Below are 20,142 nucleotides of genomic sequence, written 5' to 3'. Positions count from 1 at the left end.
GCCCCCTCGCCACACCGGCTCCCACACGTATGCTGTTGTTCCAGCAAAAGGCGCCAAAAGCCAACGTTTATGGCAAACTTCGCGCCTATAAACGCCAGTCCCGCGGTTTTGAGCCTTCACGGGCCCGGGCGGATCGGAATAAAGCGATGCCAGGTTTGCGTCCGGAACCTGGAATAGACCCTTTGTGTGTTGGTACGTCGGTGCCAGCGCTTTCTGCCTGAACGGATTAGAGAAACGACCATGCATAACGTCGTCATCAGCGGCACCGGCCTGTACACCCCGGCCAACAGCATTTCCAATGAAGAGCTGGTGCAGTCTTTCAACGCTTACGTCGCGCTGTTCAACGCCGACAACGCCGACGCCATCGCGCGCGGCGAAATCCAGGCATTGACCGAATCCAGCGCAGCGTTTATCGAAAAAGCGTCTGGCATCAAAAGCCGCTTTGTCATGGACAAGGACGGCATTCTCGATCCGCAGCGCATGGCACCACGCCTGCCAGAACGTTCCAACGACGAGTGGTCGGTGCTTTGCCAGATGGCCATCGGTGCAGCCGAACAAGCCTTGCAGCGTGCCGGCAAGACCGCCGCTGACATCGACGGTGTGATCGTCGCCTGCTCCAATCTGCAACGCGCCTACCCGGCCATCGCCATCGAAGTTCAGGAAGCGCTGGGCATTCAGGGTTTCGGTTTCGACATGAACGTCGCCTGTTCCTCGGCGACCTTCGGCATCCAGGCTGCGGCCAACAGCGTGCAACTGGGCCAGGCCCGGGCGATCCTGATGGTCAACCCGGAAGTCTGCACCGGTCACCTGAATTTCCGTGACCGCGACAGCCACTTCATCTTCGGCGACGCCGCCACCGCGGTGATCATCGAACGTGCGGATCTCGCGACGTCCAAGTATCAGTTCGACGTGGTCAGCACCAAACTGCTGACCAAGTTCTCCAACAACATCCGCAACAACTTCGGCTTCCTCAACCGCGCTGCGGAAGAGGGCATCGGTGCCCCCGACAAACTGTTTGTCCAGGAAGGCCGCAAGGTGTTCCGCGATGTCTGCCCGATGGTCGCCGAGCTGATCGCCACGCACCTGGAAGAAAACCAGCTCAACGTCAGCGACGTGAAGCGCTTCTGGCTGCACCAGGCCAACCTCAGCATGAACCACTTGATCGTCAAGAAGCTGCTGGGCCGCGAAGCCACCGAAGAAGAAGCCCCGGTGATTCTCGACACCTATGCCAACACCAGTTCGGCCGGTTCGGTGATTTCGTTTCACAAAAATCAGGACGATCTGGTCAGCGGTTCGCTGGCTGTACTCAGCTCGTTCGGCGCTGGCTACTCGATCGGTAGCGTGATTCTGCGCAAGCGCTGAAGCTGTCGCGAGGTGGCATTGTCCCAATGCCATTCTCGGTTAAGGCGCGGAACCTGTGGGAGCGGGCTTGCTCGCGAAGGCGGTGTATCAGGCAATATTCATGTCGACCGACACTCCCTCTTCGCGAGCAAGCCCGCTCCCACAATGGTGTCCGACACTGGAATATCGGTGGGTTCTGAAACGAGGTTTGCATGGCCGCAGCTGACGACACCCTATTGATCGAACGCCTGCTGGCGGGCGAGCAGAGGGCTTTCAAGGAACTGGTCAGCACTTACCAGAGCGCCATGCGCGCGGTGGCCTATGCCATCGTCGGCAACCGACACGTCGACGAGGTAGTACAGGATGCCTGGCTGTCGGTGGTGCGCAATCTCGGCGGGTTCGAGGGGCGTTCGAGCCTCAAGACCTGGCTGCTGACCATCACCGCCAACTCGGCCAAAAGCCGCTACAAGCAAAACCGCCGGGAAGTGCTGCTCGATGACCTGCCGTCGCCTCACGGCACGGTCGATGACGATCGTTTTTCATCGACTGATGGTCATTGGCTGGTGGCGCCGTACGCCTGGCATCAGGACACGCCAGAGGCTCTGTTGACCGAAAACGAACTGCGCGAATGTCTGGAGCACACGTTGCTCAGCCTGTCGGAACTGCAAAGCAGTGTTTTGCTGTTACGCGAACGACAAGGACTGGAGCTGGAGGAGATCTGTAATCTTCTGGAGGTCTCGCTCTCCAATGTTCGTGTGCTGCTGCATCGGGCTCGGTTGAAGGTCTTTGCGACCGTGGAGCACTTTGAGGAAACCGGCGAATGTTGACCTGCAAGGAACAAGTGGCGCGCTCCAGTGATTATCTCGATGGCCAGTTGAGTTTTCGCGAGCGACTGATGGTGCGGCATCATTTGATGTTCTGCCCCAATTGCCGACGGTTCATTCGGCAGATGCGGTTGATGCAGGCCACCCTGAAAGTGATGCCCGAGCCACCTGTGGCTGATCTGGATGCGCTGGCTGAACGGCTTGCCAACGAGCATCTGAAGAACAAACCGTAGTTTCCCCGTCCGTAACACACCTCTTCAGCCGCTCTAGCTTGCGGCTTGCAGCTCATCTTCCGTGGCTGCTTTTCTGTTATTTCAATTCGAAGTAAAAAAGTTCCCCTGTCATAAAATCTTTATCTATCAGCAACCCGGCTGAAATACCGCGCCCCCAAGATTCCCTCCCAACACAAGCGGGCCAGACCCGCGTGTTTCCAAGCTACAGACCACCAATTAGGGGAACTCTTCGATGATCCGTAAGCACTTCGCCGGTTTTGCCGCCAGCGTACTGGCCATGGCAGTAACCGCCCAGGCTTTCGCTGGCACCGTCACCTCTGACGGCGCCGATATCGTAGTCAAAACCAAGGGCGGCCTCGAAGTCGCCACTACCGATAAAGAATTCAGCTTCAAACTCGGCGGTCGCTTGCAGGCGGACTATAGCCAGTTCGATGGCGTCTACACCAAAAACGGCGATACCGCTGACGCTGCCTACATCCGTCGTGGCTTCCTGGAGCTGTCTGGTGTGCTGTACACGGATTGGGCTTACACCATCAACTACGACTTCTCCCACAACAGCGGTGATTCCGACAACGGTTACTTCGACGAAGCGTCGTTGGCCTACAACGGCTTCAAACCGGTCTCAATCAAAGTCGGTCGTTTCGATCCGGACTTCGGCCTGGAAAAAGCCACCAGCTCCAAGTGGGTTACCGCACCAGAACGCAACATGGCCTACGACATGGTCGATTGGGCGAACAGCCACCAGAATGGTCTGGGCCTGCAAGCCTCCAGCACCTTCGCTGATTCGTTCTACGCTTCCGCCGGCGTGTTCAGCAAAGACACCGACGATACCGATGGCAACAGCGTCAAACAGGTCAACGGCCGCTTTGTATTCGCGCCGATGCATGACGCCGGCAACGTGCTGCACTTTGGTGTGAACGTGGCTTCCCGTGATGTCTCCGACACGGCCTTCGATTCGCGTTATCGCACCCGCATGGGCATGCGTGGTGTGGAAACCCTCGGCGGCAATGATGCTGGCACCAACGGCAACCGTCCGGTGCTGGGCGGCAGTTCCACTTCGGCTGCCGGCTCTTATGACCGTGACGACGCTTACGGCCTGGAAGCCGCATTCGCCATGGGCCCGGCCTCGATCCAGGGTGAATACGTCGCCCGCAAAACCAAGGCCGATGCCAGCAACCTTGAAGACATCAAGGGTCACGGTTTCTACGTTCAGGGTGCCTACACCCTCACCGGCGAAGCCCGTGGCTATAAAGTCGGCAAGTTCGATGCGATCAAGCCAGCCAACAAATCCATCGGCGCCTGGGAGCTGTTCTATCGTTACGACAGCCTGACCGTCGAAGACGACAACATCACCACCGCCAGCCTGACCCGCGATGTCGGCGATGCCGAAGCCAAGGTGCATACCCTGGGCGTCAACTGGTACGCCAACGAAGCGGTAAAAATCACTGGCGCCTACCTCAAGGCCAAGACTGACAACGTGACCAATGCCACGGCTGCCAGCGGTACTACCCCGGCACGTCGTACCGGTGATGACAGCGGTGACGGCTTCGTGGTCCGCGCTCAATACGTGTTCTAAATTGCAGTAAACGCTGTAAGAGCTCTTTCTTCATCCGTTAAAGCTCCTCTCGTTTTAACCCCGCTTCGGCGGGGTTTTTTTTGTTTCGGGTTAGGCAATCAGATAAGCGATACTCGTCCCATCTGTAGAAAATGATGGTTGGGATGCTAATGCCGCTGCAACGTCTGAAAAGTTTGTCCGAAATCGCGCCGCACACCTGGGACGCGCTGGTACCGCAAACTCAGCCGTTTCTGCGTCATGCCTTTCTGAGCGCGCTGGAAGACAGCGGCAGCCTTGGCCCGCATTCCGGCTGGCAGCCCGAGCATTTGCTGCATGTTGAAGGCGATCGCCTGATCGCCGCGTTGCCCAGTTACCGCAAATGGCATTCCTACGGCGAGTACGTGTTCGACCATGCCTGGGCCGAAGCCTGTGAGCGTGCCGGCATCGACTACTACCCCAAGTTGTTGACGGCGGTGCCGTTCAGCCCGGTCAGCGGGCCGCGATTGCTGGCGGCGACGATCGAGGACGGTTTCGAACTCCTGCAGAGCCTGCCGGGTTATCTGGAGATCGAAGGACTCTCCAGCGCCCATATCAACTTCACCGATCCATTCACCGACGCGGCATTGGCCGAACAGCCTGGCTGGTTGCAGCGCATTGGCTGTCAGTACCACTGGCAGAATCGCGGTTATCGGGATTTTCAGGACTTCCTCGACGCCCTCAGTTCGCGCAAGCGCAAGCAAATGCGCAAGGAGCGTGAGCAAGTGGCGGGGCAGGGCATCGATTTCGAATGGCTGGAAGGACGACAACTGGACCAGGCGCAGTGGGACTTTGTGTATGCCTGCTACGCCAATACCTACGCAGTACGTCGGCAAGCGCCGTATTTGACGCGAGAATTTTTCAGTCTGTTGGCCGAGCGCATGCCGGAGTCGATCCGTGTGGTGCTGGCCAAACAAGGCTCACGACCGGTGGCCATGGCCTTCAGTCTGGTCGGTGGCGACAGTTTTTATGGTCGTTACTGGGGCTGCCTGGCAGAGTTCGATCGCCTGCATTTCGAGACCTGTTTCTATCAGGGCATGGACTACGCGATTGCCAACGGCTTTCATCGTTTCGACGCTGGCGCTCAGGGTGAGCACAAATTGATTCGTGGCTTTGAACCGGTGATCACCCATTCCTGGCATTACCTGCGCCACCCGGGCTTGAAGTCGGCGGTGAAAGACTTCCTTGAGCGTGAGCGGGTCGGGGTCATGGGCTATGCAGAAGAAGCGAAGACAGCCTTGCCCTACCGACAAGGCTGATCTTCGCATTATGTCCCTTGTTAGCTGTCCTCTTTACCGAGCCAGCGATAGGTCACGCCGCCGATGACGGCACCCAGAATCGGCGCCAGCCAGAACAGCCACAGTTGTTGAATCGCCCAACCGCCGACAATCAGCGCCGGGCCCGTACTGCGGGCCGGGTTCACCGAGGTGTTGGTGACCGGAATCGAGATCAGGTGGATCAGGGTCAGCGCCAGGCCGATGGCGATGGGCGCCAGCCCGGCCGGGGCGCGTTTGTCGGTGGAGCCGAGAATGATCAGGATGAACATGGCGGTCATCACCAGTTCACTGACAAAGCCCGCTGCCATCGAGTAGCCGCCTGGCGAGTGTTCGCCGTAACCATTGGATGCAAGGCCGCTGGCCAGTTCGAAGCCAGGTTTGCCGCTGGCGATGAAGTACAGCAGAGCCGCTGCGATGATCCCGCCAATCACCTGGGCGATGATGTAGGCGGGCAGTTCTTTGGCAGGGAACCGTCCACCGACCACCAGCCCGACCGAAACCGCAGGGTTGAGATGACAGCCCGAAATGTGGCCAATAGCGAAGGCCATCGTCAGCACCGTCAAACCGAATGCCAAAGACACCCCCAGCAAACCGATCCCCACGTCTGGAAACGCCGCTGCCAGGACCGCACTGCCGCACCCCCCTAACACCAACCAGAACGTCCCCACCAATTCTGTAGCCGAGCGTTTGAACAAAGACATAGCGAATTTCCCTGTCGAGATAACACTGTCGTTGTGCATCCAGCAGATGGACTACAGAACCATCTCCAGAACCTTGGCTGAGTACAGCAGGGTTTTAATGAAATTCCAGTGACCATAAAAAACCGCCAGGGCCCTGCTTAAAGGGTTGTGGCGGTTCGCCGATCTAATGTGGGAGCGGGTGATCAGTAGAGGCTCTCCCGCACTCTCGCCGGTGCTTCCCGGTCATACGCCTCGGCATCGAACTGCCCATCGTTCAGGCGCTTGTGAAACGCCCCGGCGGTCGGCAGTGCAGAGCGTTCGAGGTGTTTCTGCGGGTTCCACAAATCCGAACGCACAATCGCTTTCGAACAATGGAAATACGCCGCTTGCACCGTCACCAGCATCACCGTGCGTGCTTGTTTGCCGTTGACTGCAAAACTCTCCAGCAACTCGGGCTCGGCGCTGATCTGCGCCGTGCCATTGACCCGCAATGTCTCGCCTATCCCTGGAATGATGAACAGCAGCGATACCCGCGAATCGAGCACGACATTGCGCAGCGTGTCGATGCGGTTGTTGCCCGGTCGATCCGGGATCGCCAGCGTGCGTTCATCGACGATCCGCACGAAACCCGGTGTATCGCCACGTGGCGAACCGTCCATGCCGTCGGGGCCGACCGAGCTGATAATCACCAGTGGCGAGGCGCGGACCATCGCCTGATAGTCCTCGTTCAGAAACGGGATCTGCTTGCGCACCGCGCGGTCATGGGGCAGGCCGTAGATCGCTTCCAGCGCTTCGATTGAATTCAACATCGTTCATCCCTCTACGAATCAGAAAACCAGCCCCATTCGCCGTTCGTAACCGATTCGGCCTTTGTACGCTTCGCCGCTGTCGACAAAGCCATATTTGGCATACAACGCGATGGCCGACTCATTGTCTGCATCCACCGACAACTCCAGTCCTTTGATTTCCGGCCAGGCCTGGCGCGCAACCTCGGGCAGGGCTTGCAGGCAGGCTTTGCCATAGCCTTTGCCCTGGGCGCGGCGATCGACCTGCAGGGCGTGCAGGGTGGCGCTGTGTTCATCGGCCCAGGCCGGCAGCACCGGCGGGCGCTTGAGCAGCAGGAAGGCCACCGGAGCATCCTCCACCAGTAGCGCAAAGCCTTTGACGCCAGGGCCAGGCTTGGACAGCAAGGTGTGCAACGCACCATGAATGTCGCCGGAGAATTTGATTTGTTCAGCGTGGATTTCGATGGCCTCGACCTGTTGGCGCTGCAGAGCGTTCAGGCTTTCGTAAGGCACGAGTCGGGCAGTCACTGGAGTGTCCTTTTTCCAACGGAAATGAGGCTCGGATTCTAGCGAGTTTGCAGCCATGGATTATTTTTATTTCGGTTGTCGATTTGGCTTATCACCAGACGACTAAGGGTGTCTTCAATAAAAAAACACGGAGAAACCATCATGAATGCTCAGACACAAATCCATAACCTGATCGAGAACTATCGCCAGGCGGTCATCGCCAAGGACGTGGAAAAGGTCATGGCCCTTTACGCCGACGACATCGTCTCCTTCGATGCCGTCAAAGCGCTGCAATTCAAGGGCAAGGCGGCCTACCGTGCGCATTGGCAGGAATGCATGGAGATGTGCCCTGGCCCGCACATTTTCGAGTTCCACGAGATCGACATCGTGCCGTCGCAGGAGATCGCTTTCGCTCACTGGCTGGCGCATTGCGGCGGCACCAATGAAAAGGGTGAAACCCAGGCCTGCTGGATGCGCGTCACCGCGTGCTACCGCCAGGAAGCGGGGCTATGGCAGATCGTTCACGAGCACTGGTCGGCACCGTTCGACATGACGAGCGGTGCGGCGCTATTCAATCTGGAACCCTGATGGTCGGCCTGATTCGTCGGGCTGTTTATCGGAAAGCAACGCCAAAACACCCATCTGCAGCCATAGTTGATCAGTTCGATCAGGGCAGAGCTCCAAGAGATGGAGAGCCCCAAAGAATGGAGAGTCCCCATGAAGTATTTATGCCTGGTCTACAGTAACGAGCACGAGTTGCACTCGTTGCCCGAAAGCCCCAATGACGCCGAGTGCATGGCCTACAGCGAGTCGATCCAGGGCAGCGGCCGGATGATCGCCGCCGAAGCGCTGGAGTCGGTGCAGACCGCGACCACCGTGCGCATGCGCAACGGCAAAATGTCGGTCACCGATGGCCCGTTCGCTGAAACCAAGGAGCAGTTGGCCGGGTTTTACCTGATCGATGCCAAGGACCTCAATGAGGCCATCCAGGTCGCCGGCAACATTCCTGCGGCCCGGGTCGGCTGTGTCGAGGTGCGACCCGTTCGCCAGTTGAATCCCTAAAATAACAATCACAACAGGAGTTCTTTCATGAGTCCGCAATCCGTCCAGCGAAAACCGGCCGAATTCGAGCTGTCCATCAGTCGCCTGATCGATGCGCCGCGCAGCAAAATCTTCCGCGCCTGGACCGAGCCCGCGCTGCTCGCCCAATGGTGGGGGCCTCACGGCATGACCACGCCGGAGTGCGAAATGGACCTGTGGGTGGGCGGTCAGTTTCGCACCTTGATGCGGGCGCCGGATGGCTCCGAGTATCCGACCATGGGCGTGTTTCTGGAGATCGTCGCCCCGGAGCGTCTGGTGTTCACCGACGCTTTTCTTCCCGGTTGGATTCCCTCCGGCAAACCGTTCATGACCGCCGAAGTGACGCTCGAAGACCGGGACGGCAAAACCCTCTACACCGCCCGCGCCATGCACTGGAGCGAAGAAGATCGTCAGGCGCACGAGGCCATGGGGTTTCACGACGGTTGGGGGCAAAGCCTCGATCGGCTGGAGACGCTGGTGACTGAAGGCATGCCGGACTGATGCCTGGCGAGTTGGTACGGGCGCGAGTCGAGCAGGTCTACCGCGAAGACTCGCGGCGGATTCTGGCGACCCTGATCCGTCTGCTCGGCGATTTCGACCTCGCCGAAGAAGCGCTGCACGAGGCGTTTTTCGTCGCGGTCGAACGCTGGCAGCGTGACGGTGTGCCGGACAATCCGCGCACCTGGCTGGTGTCTACCGGGCGCTTCAAGGCCATCGATGTGTTGCGTCGGCGCGCGCGCTTTAATGCGTCCCGGCCGATGTTGATCGCTCAACTGGAAGAGCTGGAGCAGGCTGACTGGAGTGATGAAGATGTGGAAGACGATCGCTTGCGGCTGATTTTCACCTGTTGTCACCCGGCACTCGCGGCGGACGCTCAAGTGCCGCTGACCCTGCGTGAAGTCTGCGACCTGACCACGGAAGAAATCGCCCGGGCCTTTCTCTCGGCACCGGCCACCATCGCCCAACGCATCGTGCGGGCCAAGGCCAAGATTCGTGACGCGAAAATCCCTTATCAGGTGCCCACCCTGACAGAACTGCCCGAGCGTCTCGACAGCGTGCTGCGGGTGATTTACCTGGTGTTCAACGAAGGTTATTCGGCGTCTATCGGCAACGAATTGACCCGCGAAGACCTGACGCGTGAAGCGATTCGTCTCGGTCGATTGTTAATGGAATTACTACCCGAACCGGAAGTGATGGGGCTGCTGGCGCTGATGCTGTTGCATGAGTCCCGGCGCCCGGCCAGGACTTCGCCCGACGGCGAGCTGATTGTGCTGGACGAGCAGGATCGCTCGTTGTGGGACGACGAGCTGATTGCCGAAGGCTGTGCATTGGTGGAGCGGGCGCTGACGACGGGGCGTTTCGGGCCTTATTGCCTGCAAGCGGCGATTGCGGCGGTGCATGCCGAAGCGCCCACGGCGGCGGAGACGGACTGGCTGCAGATTGTCGGTTTGTATGATGTGCTGCTGCGGGCCGTGCCGTCACCGGTGATCGAACTGAACCGCGCGGCGGCGCTGGCCAAGCGCGATGGACCGTTGGCCGGGCTGACGTTGATCGAAGGGATTCTGGCCCGGGGCGAGTTGCTCGATTACCACCTGGCGCACTCGGCGCGGGCAGAGTTTTACCGGCAGTTGGGGAGGGTGGATGAGGCGCGAGCGGCGTATGAGCGGGCGCTGGAATTGACACAGCAAGTGCCGGAGCGGCGGTTTATCGAGGGGCGGCTCAAGGCGTTGGAGTGATGTGATTTCACTGGCCCCATCGCGAGCAGGCTCGCTCCCACATTTGATCGTCGGTGGATAGAGAATATGTGCCCGACATAGAACCCATGTGGGAGCGGGCTTGCTCGCGATGGCAGCACCGCTATTCCAGCATCTTGCCAAGCAACCAACTCCCCGCCGGCCCCGGCGGATGCAGCCGCGACCACAGCGCATCGACGCATACCGGTTTCGGCCAGCCGCGCACATTCAGCTCCACCAACAATCCGGCTCCGAACCGGCCTACCAGCCAGCGAGGCAACGGCGCCCAGCCGAACCCGCCCTGGGCCATTTCCAGCAGCATCAGGTAGCTCGGCGCCGACCAGACGCGCCCCTTTGCCCGGCTTTCATACGGATTGACGATCGTTGCCAGACGCAGCTCGCGGTGCTGTTGCAGCACGTCCTGATCGATTCCCTCCAGCTTCGCCAGTGGGTGAGCGTGGGACACGAACAGGGCGATTTCCGTGCGCTCGTCCACCGTTGAACTGACCAGGTCTGGTGGGTAGCTGTCTTGCATCTCGGCGAACGCGACATGCGCTCGGCCGCGTTGCACCAGAGCCACCAGGTCATCGCATTCGGCGATCAGGCATTCAAGTTCCAGATCGGGATAGCGCTGCTCGAAAGCACTGAGCGCCGCTTCGAAACGGTCGGACTGATAGGTGTCGGAAATCGCCACGGTCAGCTTCGGCTCGACGCCTTGGGACAGTTGGCTGGCGGTCATTTCCAGACGGCTGGTGGCGGCCAGAATCTCCTCGGCCCGCTGCAACATGACGTGTCCGGCCGGGGTCAGGCTTGGTTTGCGACTGCTGCGGTCGAAAAGGGCAAGGTTCAGGTCGATTTCCAGGCTGGCCACTGCGGCGCTGATGGTCGATTGACTGCGACCGAGCTTGCGCGCCGCAGCAGAAAACGAGCCTTGAGTCGCCGCCTGGACAAACGCCAGCAACACTTCGTGGGAAGCCATTAACTATCGCCTTGATCGATGGTTATTGATTATGAAGTATCGGTGTGATGACAGATCATGGCAACCATAGTCACTCAGGGAGTCTGGCCATGAACGCCAACAAATCCATCACTGAACGAATCTTCCAGGCCATCGGTTTCGAACTGCTGGCGATATTGATCTGTACCCCGCTGCTGGCCTGGGTCATGGACAAACCCATGCTGGAAATGGGCGCGGTAACCATGGCCATTGCAGCCCTTGCCCTGGCCTGGAACGTGGTCTTCAACGGCCTGTTCGACCGGTTGCTCAAGCGCTTTGCCATTGTGCGTAACGCTTGGGTGCGCGTGGTGCATGCGCTGTTGTTCGAAGGCGGTCTGGTCGCGTTTGGTGTGCCGTTGATTGCCTGGTGGCTGAAGGTCAGCCTGTGGCAGGCGTTCCTGCTGGACATCGGCGTGCTGCTGTTTTTCCTGCCGTACACCTACGTTTATCACTGGGGTTATGACGTGGTGCGTGAGCGGCTGTTGGTGCGCAGGGCTTGCGAGGTTTAAAGCAAAGATCGCAGCCTTCGGCAGCTCCTGCGTTGATTGAGTACAACCATCATCACGGATGTACCCAATCGGCGTAGGAGCTGCCGCAGGCTGCGATCTTTTGATCCTGATTCCAGAAAATATCCAACCCTAGCCCCGACCTGAACAACAACGGACGACGTGTAGGAGCGAGGCTTGTGTGATCAGAACAGCTTGGTAAATAACCAATACAAACTGCCCGACAACACAATCGCCGCCGGCAAGGTCAGCACCCAGGCCATCAGCAGGTTGCGGATGGTCTTCATCTGCAAGCCGCCACCGTTGGCGACCATGGTCCCGGCCACGCCTGAAGACAATACGTGGGTGGTCGACACCGGCAGGCCGAACATATCGGCAGCGCCGATGGTCAGCATCGCCACGGTTTCCGCCGAGGCGCCCTGGGCGTAGGTCAGGTGCGTCTTGCCGATTTTTTCGCCGACCGTCACCACAATGCGTTTCCAGCCAACCATGGTGCCCAGCCCCAAGGCAATGGCTACTGCGATTTTCACCCACAGCGGAATAAACCGAGTGGCATTGTCGATCTGTTGCTTGAACAGTTGCAGCTTGCCGGTGGTGTCGGCGTCGAAGTTGCCAACCTTGTTCTTGTCCATCAGGCGAATGGTTTCGCTGGTCAGGTACATGTCGTTGCGCACGTTGCCCATCGCTTCGGCCGGGACTTTCGACAGCGAGCCATACCCCTTCACTTCGTTACCGATGTGGCCTGCCAGCGCGGCGAGGGCGGGGATCAATTGCGGCGTGGCCTCCTTGCTGCGCATGTAATCAGTCAGCACCGGGCGTGGATCGGCGGGTGCCGGTAGCGGCGAATTTTTCATCAGCGCTTGCTGGGTAACTTCAGCCACCGCAGCGAACTGCAAGGCCTGATCCGCCGGCATGGTGCGGTTCAGCGCATACGCCATCGGCAGGGTACCGACCAGAATCAGCATGATCAGGCCCATGCCTTTCTGGCCATCGTTGGAACCGTGAGCGAAGGACACACCGGTGCAGGTCAGAATCAACATGCCGCGAATCCACCACGGTGGCGGGGTGTCGCCCTTCGGCGCCTTGTACAACGCGCGATTTTTGACGAAGACGCGCAACGCCAGCAGCAACAGCGCAGCAAACACGAAACCGATCAGCGGCGACAGCAGCAACGCGTAACCGATTTTGGTCGCCTGGGCCCAGTCCACGCCACTGGTGCCGTCACGGCCATGCATCAGGGCATTGGCCACGCCGACACCGATGATCGAGCCGATCAGGGTGTGCGACGAAGACGCCGGCAAGCCCAGCCACCAGGTGCCGAGGTTCCACAGGATCGCGGCGATCAACAGCGCGAAGATCATCGCGAAACCGGCGGAGGAACCGACTTGCAGAATCAGCTCCACCGGCAGCAGGGCGATGATGCCGAACGCCACCGCGCCGCTCGACAGCAACACCCCCAGAAAGTTGAAGAACCCGGACCAGGCCACGGCGAAATTCGGCGGTAGGGAGTTGGTGTAAATCACCGTCGCCACGGCGTTGGCGGTGTCGTGAAAACCGTTGACGAACTCGAAGTCCAGAGCAATCAGCAGCGCGACGCCCAACAACAGAAACGGCGTCCAGGTGGTGACCACCGTGCCGAGTTCGCTCATGTCGTGCATCAGGCTGTAGGCGGTGAATAACAGCCCGCTGCCCAGCACTACAAAGAACAGCACAATGGTGAACAGGCCGGGCTTTTTATCGAGTTGTGGCTTGGCACTGCTGGCGGGAGCCTGGGCAGCGGCGGTGAAGGAAGGCGTAGCCATGCCGGACAATCCTGAGCAGAGAAGGAGTGTCTCCCATGATCGTTGGTAAATATTACAGACAGGCTGCGCTGGATCAGTGTTTGGGTTTTTTGCAGTCTTAAAGCGCAGAGGCAAAAGATCGCAGCCTTCGGCAGCTCCTACAGGGATCGCATTTCAAATGTAGGAGCTGCCGAAGGCTGCGATCTTTTGATCTTAATAATCCTGGCGCTTGCGAAACGCCCAGCGCCCGGCAATCAGGGTAAACGTCGCGACCAGCGCCACCAGAATCCAGAACCCCTCCGGATCGCCGGCAAGCGGCACGCCACCGACGTTCATGCCGAAGAAGCCGGCGATGATGTTGATGGGCAGCGCCAGCACCGTGACCACGGTCAGGGTGAACAGCGTGCGGTTGCTCTGTTCGTTGAGGTTGGCGGCGATTTCTTCCTGCAACAGCTTGATCCGTTCACCGAGGGCCGTGAGGTCGTTGATGATCAGCGCAAACTCCTCGGTGGACTTGCGCAGCTCCTTGACGTCCTCTTTCTGCAACCATTGCGGCGGGCGATTGAGCAGGCGCAGCAACGAGCCCGGCTCCAGCGCCAGCAACCGTTGCAGGCGCACCAGCACCCGGCGGTTGGCGCCCAGCTCAGCCCGGTTGGTCGACAGGCGCGAAGACAGCAACTCATCCTCGATCTGATCGACGCTGAGGCTGGTCTTGCGCACGATCTGCGTCAGCACTTCGCCCTGATCGCGCAGCAAATGCACCAGCAACTCCAGCGGCGAGCGAAAGCATTCACCGGCCTTCACCGAAGAACGCAATTTGTCCACCGAGTGCAGCGGTTGCAGGCGTGCGCTGATGATCAGCCGACTGCGGGCGCAAACCCACAGCGTCGAGACATCCGAGGAGACCATGCTGCTGAGGTTGAACACCACGTCGTTGACCACCGCCAGCAACGCCGAATCGACATGCTCGATGCGTGTCGAACGGGAGCCTTCGTGCAGCGCTTCGAAAAACTCGTCGGGCAATGCCAGATGGCTTTTCATCCAGCGCTCGCACGCGGCATGGGCCAGGTTCAGGTGCAGCCAGAGGAATTCATCACTGTCGTCCGGGTGCTGCAGGCAGTGCAGCGCCCTGGCCGAATCGATTTCCCGACCGCGCTCGCCGGGGCGAAAACTGAAACCGTAAAGCAGGCCGAACAGGTCAGAATCGCGATGGCGTTGGTCAATGCTGTGATTCATGAGGTCTCGCTGTGAGGAGGCGCCTGTCGCGGGTTTCACAGGTTCACTTGAGCCCCATCATCGCAACGTATGTTGAAGGTTTTGTGACAGTTTGAGGGCGGCGCAAATCCGGCCTCCTACCGGTGGTCGGAAGGGCTCAAGAAAGGCTCTGGCCCGCCGATGACGCTAAGGTTGATCTTCCGATTCTGGTGGTGAACCAGTGTCGCTGACAGGGATTGTCCGGACATCTTGCATGCCACTTTGGCGTGCCTTATCCCTGTCATGAGATACCACTCGAATGTTTTTGCAAAAATCCTTGAGAGCGCAAATCCTCGCCCTGTTGAGCGGCAGCCTGTTGGCGATGTTGCTGATCGCTTTGGCTTGCTTTCACTTTCTGTCCAACGGCGTTCAGAGCTACGCGAACCTGATCGAAGGCCCGCTGCACACGTCGCAATTGATCGATGAAGCCAACCTGCAATTCAAGGTGCAGGTTCAGGAATGGAAAAACGTCCTGCTGCGCGGCAAGCAACCTGCGGACCTGGACAAATACTGGAAGCAATTCGAGGACCGCCAGCGCGACGTGCAGGGCATCCTCGGTGAACTGGCCGGGCAGAAGGGCATCGAGCCGCAACTCAAGACCCGCATCGAACGCCTGCGTGACGAACATCGTCTGTTGGGTGGGGCCTATCAGAAGGGCCGTGATGCCTACGTGGCAGCCGGTGCCGATCCAACGGCTGGCGACAACGCGGTCAAAGGCGTGGACCGTGCCGCCAGTGAGCAGATGAGTGAACTGGTCAGCGAGTTGCGCAAGCAGGGCACCGAGCAATCGAAACTGATCAGCGCCAGCGCCGATCAGACGGTGTTGTTGGGGATCATCGTGATGTTGGTGTCGGGCCTGCTGATTGGCCTGTTGAGTCTGTGGCTGGTCAACCGCAACCTGGTGGAGCCGATCCGCAAACTGATCGACTATGTGGCACAGCTCAGCCAAGGGCGCTTCGCCGAGCGCGTGGCCAGCACCCGTCAAGACGAGTTGGGCAACCTGGCCAAGGCCGCCAACACCTTGCGCGATTTCCTCGCCGAAACCTTCAGTCGTTTGCAGCGCAGCGCGACGGACCTGGACAGCGCCAGCGGCGAACTGAACTCGATTGCCGGCCTCATGGCCAGCGGCACTAACGAGCAGTTCAACCGTACCGATCAGGTGGCCACGGCGATGAACGAAATGTCCGCCACCGCGCAAGAAGTCGCGCGCCACGCGGCCGATGCGGCACGAGCGGCCGATGATGCCGACCAGTCCGCTCAGCAGGGCGAAAAAGTCATGCAGGGCACCATTCACACCATTACCCAAATGCGCGGTGAAATCGCTAATACCGCCACCGTCATCCGTCGTCTGGAAGCCGACAGCGGGCGCATCGGTAAGGTGCTGGAAGTGATTCGCGGCATCGCCGAACAGACCAATCTGCTGGCGCTCAACGCCGCAATCGAAGCGGCCCGTGCCGGTGAAGCCGGGCGCGGTTTTGCGGTGGTCGCCGATGAAGTGCGTAGTCTGGCCCAGCGCACGGCGGCGTCGATCATCGAGATCAACCAGATCATTCAAACCGTGCAAACCGGTGCGGTGGACGCGGCCCAGGCTATCGAAAGCGGCCAGTCGCGCAGTGAAGAGAGCGTCGAGCAAGTGACCCAGGCTGGCGCCATGCTCGAGCGCATCACCCATGCCGTGGAAGCCATTCGCGACATGAACCGCCAGATCGCCACCGCCGCTGAAGAGCAGACCTCAGTGGCCGAGGATATCTCGCGCAACCTCACCGAAATCACCAGTATCGCCAGTACCAACCTGGATAACGTGCAACGCACCGAAGCGGCCAGCCACAATCTGCATGGGTTGTCGGGGCAGTTGAATGAAGTGACGGCGCGGTTGGGCGCCTAGTGGAACGGGCTGTGTACCGGTTCGGTTACCGAGCCGGTACACAGTCGCTCTCAAGTTCCTGCCGTGCCCGTCGATGAGGGATTTACCCAAACGCCACATTGGATAAATCCCATGGTCAGCATCAGCTCCGTTTCGATCAACCAGACCCTGTCGACCCCTTCAAGCAAAACCGCGATCAGCGACAGCACCGAAGACACCACATCGCAGCGACGACTGAGGTGTCCAGCGACACCACCAAGGTTGCCGCTGGCGGTGCATCCGCGTCGAGCGACAGCAGTTCCAGCAGCAGCGAATCCGATACGGTGAAAGAACTGCGCAAGCAGCTCGCCGAGCTGCAAAAGCAATTACAGGAACAACAGCAACAACTGCAAGCAGCCCAGGCCAGGCAAGACAGCGCCGAAGCCAAAGCTGCGGACGTCGCGGCGGCTCAGTCGCAGGTTGCGGCCACGTCGGCTTCGTTGCAGACGGTGACGGCGGCGTTGTTGCAAGCGTTGCAGGATGAGGGTGGCAGCACGTCGGGTTCGGTGGTCAGCACCACCGCTTAAGTCCGTGAGGGCAAGCTGAAGGTAAACGTCGTGCCCTGTTGCTCGGTCGATACCACCTCCAGTTTCCCGCCATGGGACTGCGCAATCTGACTGGCAATGTACAACCCCAACCCGAGACCTGCCTGCGGTATTGCGCCGGCTGGTTTCGAGTAGGGCTGGAACAGATGCGGCAGCGCATCCTCGGCAATCAGCCCTTGGTTTTTCACGCTCAATTCGAAGTGTCCATCCTCGACCTGAGCACTGACCTCGATCGGGCTGTCGGGATCTCCGTGGACAACCGCGTTCGCCAGCAGATTGGACAGCAATTGCGCGACCCGTTCGCGATCGCAATGAACGTTGCTCAGGTCGCCAATCGACGACTGAATGATGCGTTTAGGGTAAATGCTCTGGATCTCGGAAATCACATGCCGCAACGCATCCGCCAGATCCGGGCACGGCTCGATATTTACGGGGATGCCTCGGCCCAGTGAACCCCGCGCGAAGTCCAGCACATCTTCCACCAGTTTGGTCGCACGTCGGGCGCTGGTGAGGATGTGCCGGGCTCGTTGCTCATTCGCCGGATCGGAAAGTTTGCGCAGGAGCATTTCGGCGCCGGCGCTGATGGCGAACAAGGGATTGCGCAGGTCATGGCCGAGCACGGCAATGAATTGTTCGCGCAGTTCGGCGGTTTGGCGTTCCTTGATCAGCGCCGCTTCGGTCCGTTGCAGGTTTTCGTCAGCTTCGATCTGTAGCGCCAGCATCCGGGCGAACGACTCCATGGTGCTAAGGATCGTGCTGGATTTGAGCGGTGCCGGATCGGGATCAAGGGCACAAATAGTGCCGAAAAAGCGCCCGTCAGTGCGCAATATCGGGACGGCAATGTAGCTTTCGAATTGATAAGTCTGAGGCATGAGGTGATTGCGATAGAGCGGATCTTCGCTGGCCTTGTCGATCACCATCGAGTGGTGGCCCTGGCGAATTTCGTTGCTCAGGGTGGAGACCAGATCCAGTTCATCGCCCACCTGCAAACCGAAACCCAGTCGATCGAGCACCGCGCAGGCGGTCCAGGTGTTTTCGATGACGCGAGCCACCGCCGCGAACCGCAAGCCGGTCAGCTCACTGATCACCTGAAGAATCGCCGGCACCGCGCTGATCCGGCTGATCGTGGCGACGTCTGCTGCCGCTGTTTGCCCCATATCCTTGGTTCTCTGCTTCAACATGCCAAATGGTCTGGAGGGATTCTAGCGGGCTTGCGCGAATTGTCGCGGCTTCGTTCGTCGCTTCAGCGAACTGCCTGACGCCGAACGCAAAAAAGCCGCACGACCCGAAAGTCGTGCGGCTTTTTTGCAGTTGAATCACGTGTCTTGTTTGTTGCTCAGAACCTTGCCGGTAGTGGCATCGAAGTCCACGTCCCATTCGGTACCGTCAGCCCTGCGCAGTTCAACTTCATATTCGTAACCGTTGAAGTGGTTATCCAGGTCGGTGTCGGTAATCGTGGCACCCGGGTGCAACTTCAAGGCAGCCTGGTTCAGTTCTTCCAGGGGCTTGATCTTGCCACTCTTGACCAACTCAGGGATCTGGTCGACGCGAACGTCGGCCTGGGCCAGGCCAGCAGTGAGGGTCAGGGCAGCAGCGGTGAACAGGGCAGTTAAGGTTTTCATGAAGTTCTTTCCTTGGATGAGCTGTTTAAGTGGGATCAGGCTAAACAGCGCGACTTAATTCACCCTTAATTGCTCGCGGCGACCTCAACAGATAAGCAGGCCAGTCAGAAAGCAATCGCGGGCAAGCCACGCTCCCACAGGTTTTGCGCAGACCTTGTGGGAGCGTGGCTTGCCCGCGAAACAGGCGCCACGGTCTCGAATCAATACCCGTTGTTCTGCAACAACTGCGCAACGCTCGCCGCTGCCGGACGCTTATAGAAATTCAGCAGTTCGCTGGCGCGGTTGGTGAAGATGCCATCGACCCCGGCATCCGCCACTTTCTGATAATCCACGGCATCGTCGATGGTGTAGACGTGTACCAGCAGGCCCTGATCATGGGTGTACTGGTTCATCCACGGTTTCACCAGGTCCGAATAGCTCTGATCGCCACCCTTGGTCAGCGCAGCCGAAGGCCCGGTGCCGATGGCGCCCTGGGCCTTGGCGTACTCGACCCATTGCTGGAATTCGGCTTTGTCTTTCGGTTCCTGCTTGGCGTAGTAGGTCGCTTTATCCTTGTCACCGGACTCGGCGAACGTCACTTTGGATTTCGGCTCGATGCTGCCTTCGCCCACCCACAGCAGCAGGATTTTCGGCACTTGCGGCATTTCCTTCTCGAGCAGTTCGAGGCTGCTCTTCTCGAAGGTTTGCAGCACGACTTTGCCTTTGCCCTGACCGACCGCCAGTTCGCTCTTCGCCAGTTTCGAACCGACCGGGCTTAGCCAACCGCGATCCTGGAGTTTCTCCTTGAGGTCGCGCTCGATACCGGGAAACTGCTTCGGCTCTTTGGTTTCGATGTACAGGCCCGGCTTGTGCAGCGGGTTGCCCTGGGCGATGTCGATGATTTCGTCCAGAGTCAGGATCTTCAGACCCGCGTAGGACGGACGCGCGCGATCAGGGTAAGCACTGTTGAACCAGCTGCCGGCATCCAGGGTTTTGAGTTCGGCGATAGTGAACTCGTTGGCCTGGCTGTCCTTGCGCTCAGGGAATTTGGTGGCGACGTCGGTGGTGCGTTGCAAGTTGTTATCGTGCAGGGCGAACAGCACGCCATCCTTGCTGCGCTGCAGGTCCATTTCCAGATAGTCGGCGCCCAGATCGCGAGCCAGTTTGTAAGCCGCGGCGGTGGATTCCGGTGCATCGAAAGACGCGCCACGGTGGGCGATCACCGCCGGGTGCGGAATGCCCAGACGCGTCGCCAGTGCGGTGGGGCTTGGCTCGTTGGCGGCCTGTGCCTGGCCGAGTCCGAGCATCAGGCTCAGCAGCAGGGCGCTCTTGGTGAAGGTGACAGGCATGGTCGAAGTCCTTTTGCGATAGATTTTCAAAGACGTATCTTTTAACAACTGAACGCCGCTTGCGCTATCGCAAGACCGACATAAACGTGTTTAAAGCAGATTTTTTCTGCGCTTTTGTGCGGTTCTTTGCAGTACTCTTGGCCCCGGCCATTTCC

Annotated in this window: 20 protein-coding genes and 1 pseudogene; 12 read left to right on the top strand and 9 right to left on the bottom strand. The window is 59.4% G+C overall.

Translation table 11 applies throughout. The annotated features are described in order from the left end of the window. Positions 1–240 precede the first annotated feature (240 nt). The 5 genes from BK662_RS28990 to BK662_RS28970 all read left to right on the top strand — a co-directional run bounded on the left by BK662_RS28990 (position 241) and on the right by BK662_RS28970 (position 5,248). A complete protein-coding gene (locus BK662_RS28990) occupies positions 241–1,362 on the top strand; it encodes a beta-ketoacyl-ACP synthase III (RefSeq protein WP_123360377.1) in 1,122 nt (373 codons plus the stop codon). A 191-nt stretch (positions 1,363–1,553) separates the two neighbouring features. Then, positions 1,554–2,168 carry an RNA polymerase sigma factor gene (locus BK662_RS28985; RefSeq protein WP_123360376.1) on the top strand — a complete coding sequence of 205 codons (615 nt, stop codon included), beginning with the start codon at positions 1,554–1,556 and terminating at the stop codon, positions 2,166–2,168. Beyond that, positions 2,162–2,398, top strand: a complete 237-nt coding sequence (locus tag BK662_RS28980; protein ID WP_008071928.1) for an anti-sigma factor family protein — start codon at positions 2,162–2,164, stop codon at positions 2,396–2,398. Before BK662_RS28985 ends, BK662_RS28980 begins: the two co-directional genes overlap by 7 nt. A gap of 232 nt (positions 2,399–2,630) precedes the next feature. Further along, a complete protein-coding gene (locus tag BK662_RS28975; protein ID WP_123360375.1) occupies positions 2,631–3,974 on the top strand; it encodes an OprO/OprP family phosphate-selective porin in 1,344 nt (447 codons plus the stop codon). 149 nt (positions 3,975–4,123) lie between these two features. Next, positions 4,124–5,248: a GNAT family N-acetyltransferase gene (locus tag BK662_RS28970; protein ID WP_123360731.1), complete on the top strand. Its 1,125-nt coding sequence runs from the start codon at positions 4,124–4,126 to the stop codon at positions 5,246–5,248. Positions 5,249–5,268: 20 nt separating this feature from the next. Here the strand turns inward: BK662_RS28970 and aqpZ are convergent, their stop codons facing one another. The 3 genes from aqpZ to BK662_RS28955 form a co-directional block, all read right to left on the bottom strand. Next, complete coding sequence (aqpZ, locus tag BK662_RS28965) at positions 5,269–5,967, bottom strand: aquaporin Z (protein WP_123360374.1); 699 nt, start codon at positions 5,965–5,967, stop codon at positions 5,269–5,271. Positions 5,968–6,149: 182 nt separating this feature from the next. Further along, the gene (locus BK662_RS28960) at positions 6,150–6,755 is read right to left on the bottom strand and encodes a pyridoxamine 5'-phosphate oxidase family protein (RefSeq protein ID WP_123360373.1); all 606 of its coding nucleotides are present in this window, start codon (positions 6,753–6,755) and stop codon (positions 6,150–6,152) included. Between the two features lie 18 nt (positions 6,756–6,773). Continuing rightward, a complete protein-coding gene (locus BK662_RS28955) occupies positions 6,774–7,259 on the bottom strand; it encodes a GNAT family N-acetyltransferase (protein ID WP_123360372.1) in 486 nt (161 codons plus the stop codon). A 141-nt stretch (positions 7,260–7,400) separates the two neighbouring features. Here BK662_RS28955 and BK662_RS28950 point away from each other — a divergent pair, with 141 nt between their 5' ends. From BK662_RS28950 to BK662_RS28935, 4 genes are all read left to right on the top strand, one after another. Continuing rightward, positions 7,401–7,826, top strand: coding sequence for a YybH family protein (locus BK662_RS28950; RefSeq protein ID WP_007898742.1), 426 nt, complete (start codon positions 7,401–7,403; stop codon positions 7,824–7,826). Positions 7,827–7,955: 129 nt separating this feature from the next. Next, on the top strand, positions 7,956–8,300 hold the full coding sequence (locus BK662_RS28945; protein ID WP_123360371.1) for a YciI family protein: 345 nt from the start codon (positions 7,956–7,958) through the stop codon (positions 8,298–8,300). Positions 8,301–8,327: 27 nt separating this feature from the next. Further along, complete coding sequence (locus BK662_RS28940) at positions 8,328–8,819, top strand: SRPBCC family protein (RefSeq protein WP_123360370.1); 492 nt, start codon at positions 8,328–8,330, stop codon at positions 8,817–8,819. Further along, a complete protein-coding gene (locus BK662_RS28935; RefSeq protein ID WP_123360369.1) occupies positions 8,819–10,054 on the top strand; it encodes an RNA polymerase sigma factor in 1,236 nt (411 codons plus the stop codon). The genes BK662_RS28940 and BK662_RS28935 overlap by 1 nt, the downstream gene beginning before the upstream one ends. A gap of 121 nt (positions 10,055–10,175) precedes the next feature. Here BK662_RS28935 and BK662_RS28930 read toward each other — a convergent pair whose 3' ends face one another. Further along, positions 10,176–11,030, bottom strand: coding sequence for a LysR family transcriptional regulator (locus BK662_RS28930; RefSeq protein ID WP_123360368.1), 855 nt, complete (start codon positions 11,028–11,030; stop codon positions 10,176–10,178). Between the two features lie 89 nt (positions 11,031–11,119). Here BK662_RS28930 and BK662_RS28925 point away from each other — a divergent pair, with 89 nt between their 5' ends. Next, positions 11,120–11,557 carry a multidrug/biocide efflux PACE transporter gene (locus BK662_RS28925; RefSeq protein ID WP_123360367.1) on the top strand — a complete coding sequence of 146 codons (438 nt, stop codon included), beginning with the start codon at positions 11,120–11,122 and terminating at the stop codon, positions 11,555–11,557. A 182-nt stretch (positions 11,558–11,739) separates the two neighbouring features. On the opposite strand, the gene BK662_RS28920 is transcribed toward BK662_RS28925, so the two are convergent. Together BK662_RS28920 and BK662_RS28915 are read right to left on the bottom strand one after the other, a co-directional pair. Continuing rightward, the gene (locus BK662_RS28920) at positions 11,740–13,356 is read right to left on the bottom strand and encodes an inorganic phosphate transporter (protein ID WP_123360366.1); all 1,617 of its coding nucleotides are present in this window, start codon (positions 13,354–13,356) and stop codon (positions 11,740–11,742) included. Between the two features lie 192 nt (positions 13,357–13,548). Beyond that, entirely contained in the window at positions 13,549–14,571 is a 1,023-nt protein-coding gene (locus tag BK662_RS28915) for a transporter (RefSeq protein ID WP_123360365.1), read from the bottom strand. Between the two features lie 277 nt (positions 14,572–14,848). Between BK662_RS28915 and BK662_RS28910 the strand changes: the two genes are divergently transcribed. Together BK662_RS28910 and BK662_RS28905 are read left to right on the top strand one after the other, a co-directional pair. Next, positions 14,849–16,474 carry a methyl-accepting chemotaxis protein gene (locus BK662_RS28910; RefSeq protein WP_123360364.1) on the top strand — a complete coding sequence of 542 codons (1,626 nt, stop codon included), beginning with the start codon at positions 14,849–14,851 and terminating at the stop codon, positions 16,472–16,474. A 111-nt stretch (positions 16,475–16,585) separates the two neighbouring features. After that, positions 16,586–17,019, top strand: a pseudogene (locus tag BK662_RS28905) (hypothetical protein). Here BK662_RS28905 and BK662_RS28900 read toward each other — a convergent pair. The 3 genes from BK662_RS28900 to BK662_RS28890 all read right to left on the bottom strand — a co-directional run bounded on the left by BK662_RS28900 (position 17,016) and on the right by BK662_RS28890 (position 19,987). Continuing rightward, complete coding sequence (locus BK662_RS28900; RefSeq protein WP_123360363.1) at positions 17,016–18,194, bottom strand: GAF domain-containing sensor histidine kinase; 1,179 nt, start codon at positions 18,192–18,194, stop codon at positions 17,016–17,018. The pseudogene BK662_RS28905 and the gene BK662_RS28900 sit on opposite strands and share 4 nt — an antisense overlap. Before the next feature lie 159 nt (positions 18,195–18,353). Next, entirely contained in the window at positions 18,354–18,659 is a 306-nt protein-coding gene (locus tag BK662_RS28895; protein ID WP_007898755.1) for a PepSY domain-containing protein, read from the bottom strand. Between the two features lie 200 nt (positions 18,660–18,859). After that, positions 18,860–19,987: a glycerophosphodiester phosphodiesterase gene (locus BK662_RS28890; protein ID WP_123360362.1), complete on the bottom strand. Its 1,128-nt coding sequence runs from the start codon at positions 19,985–19,987 to the stop codon at positions 18,860–18,862. Positions 19,988–20,142 lie beyond the last annotated feature (155 nt).

It is taken from the genome of Pseudomonas frederiksbergensis (assembly GCF_003732275.1).
GTDB classification, from domain to species: domain Bacteria; phylum Pseudomonadota; class Gammaproteobacteria; order Pseudomonadales; family Pseudomonadaceae; genus Aquipseudomonas; species Aquipseudomonas frederiksbergensis_H.
The sequence above is the reverse complement of the archived record's forward strand: the minus strand, read 5'-3'. Positions and strand labels throughout refer to the sequence as shown.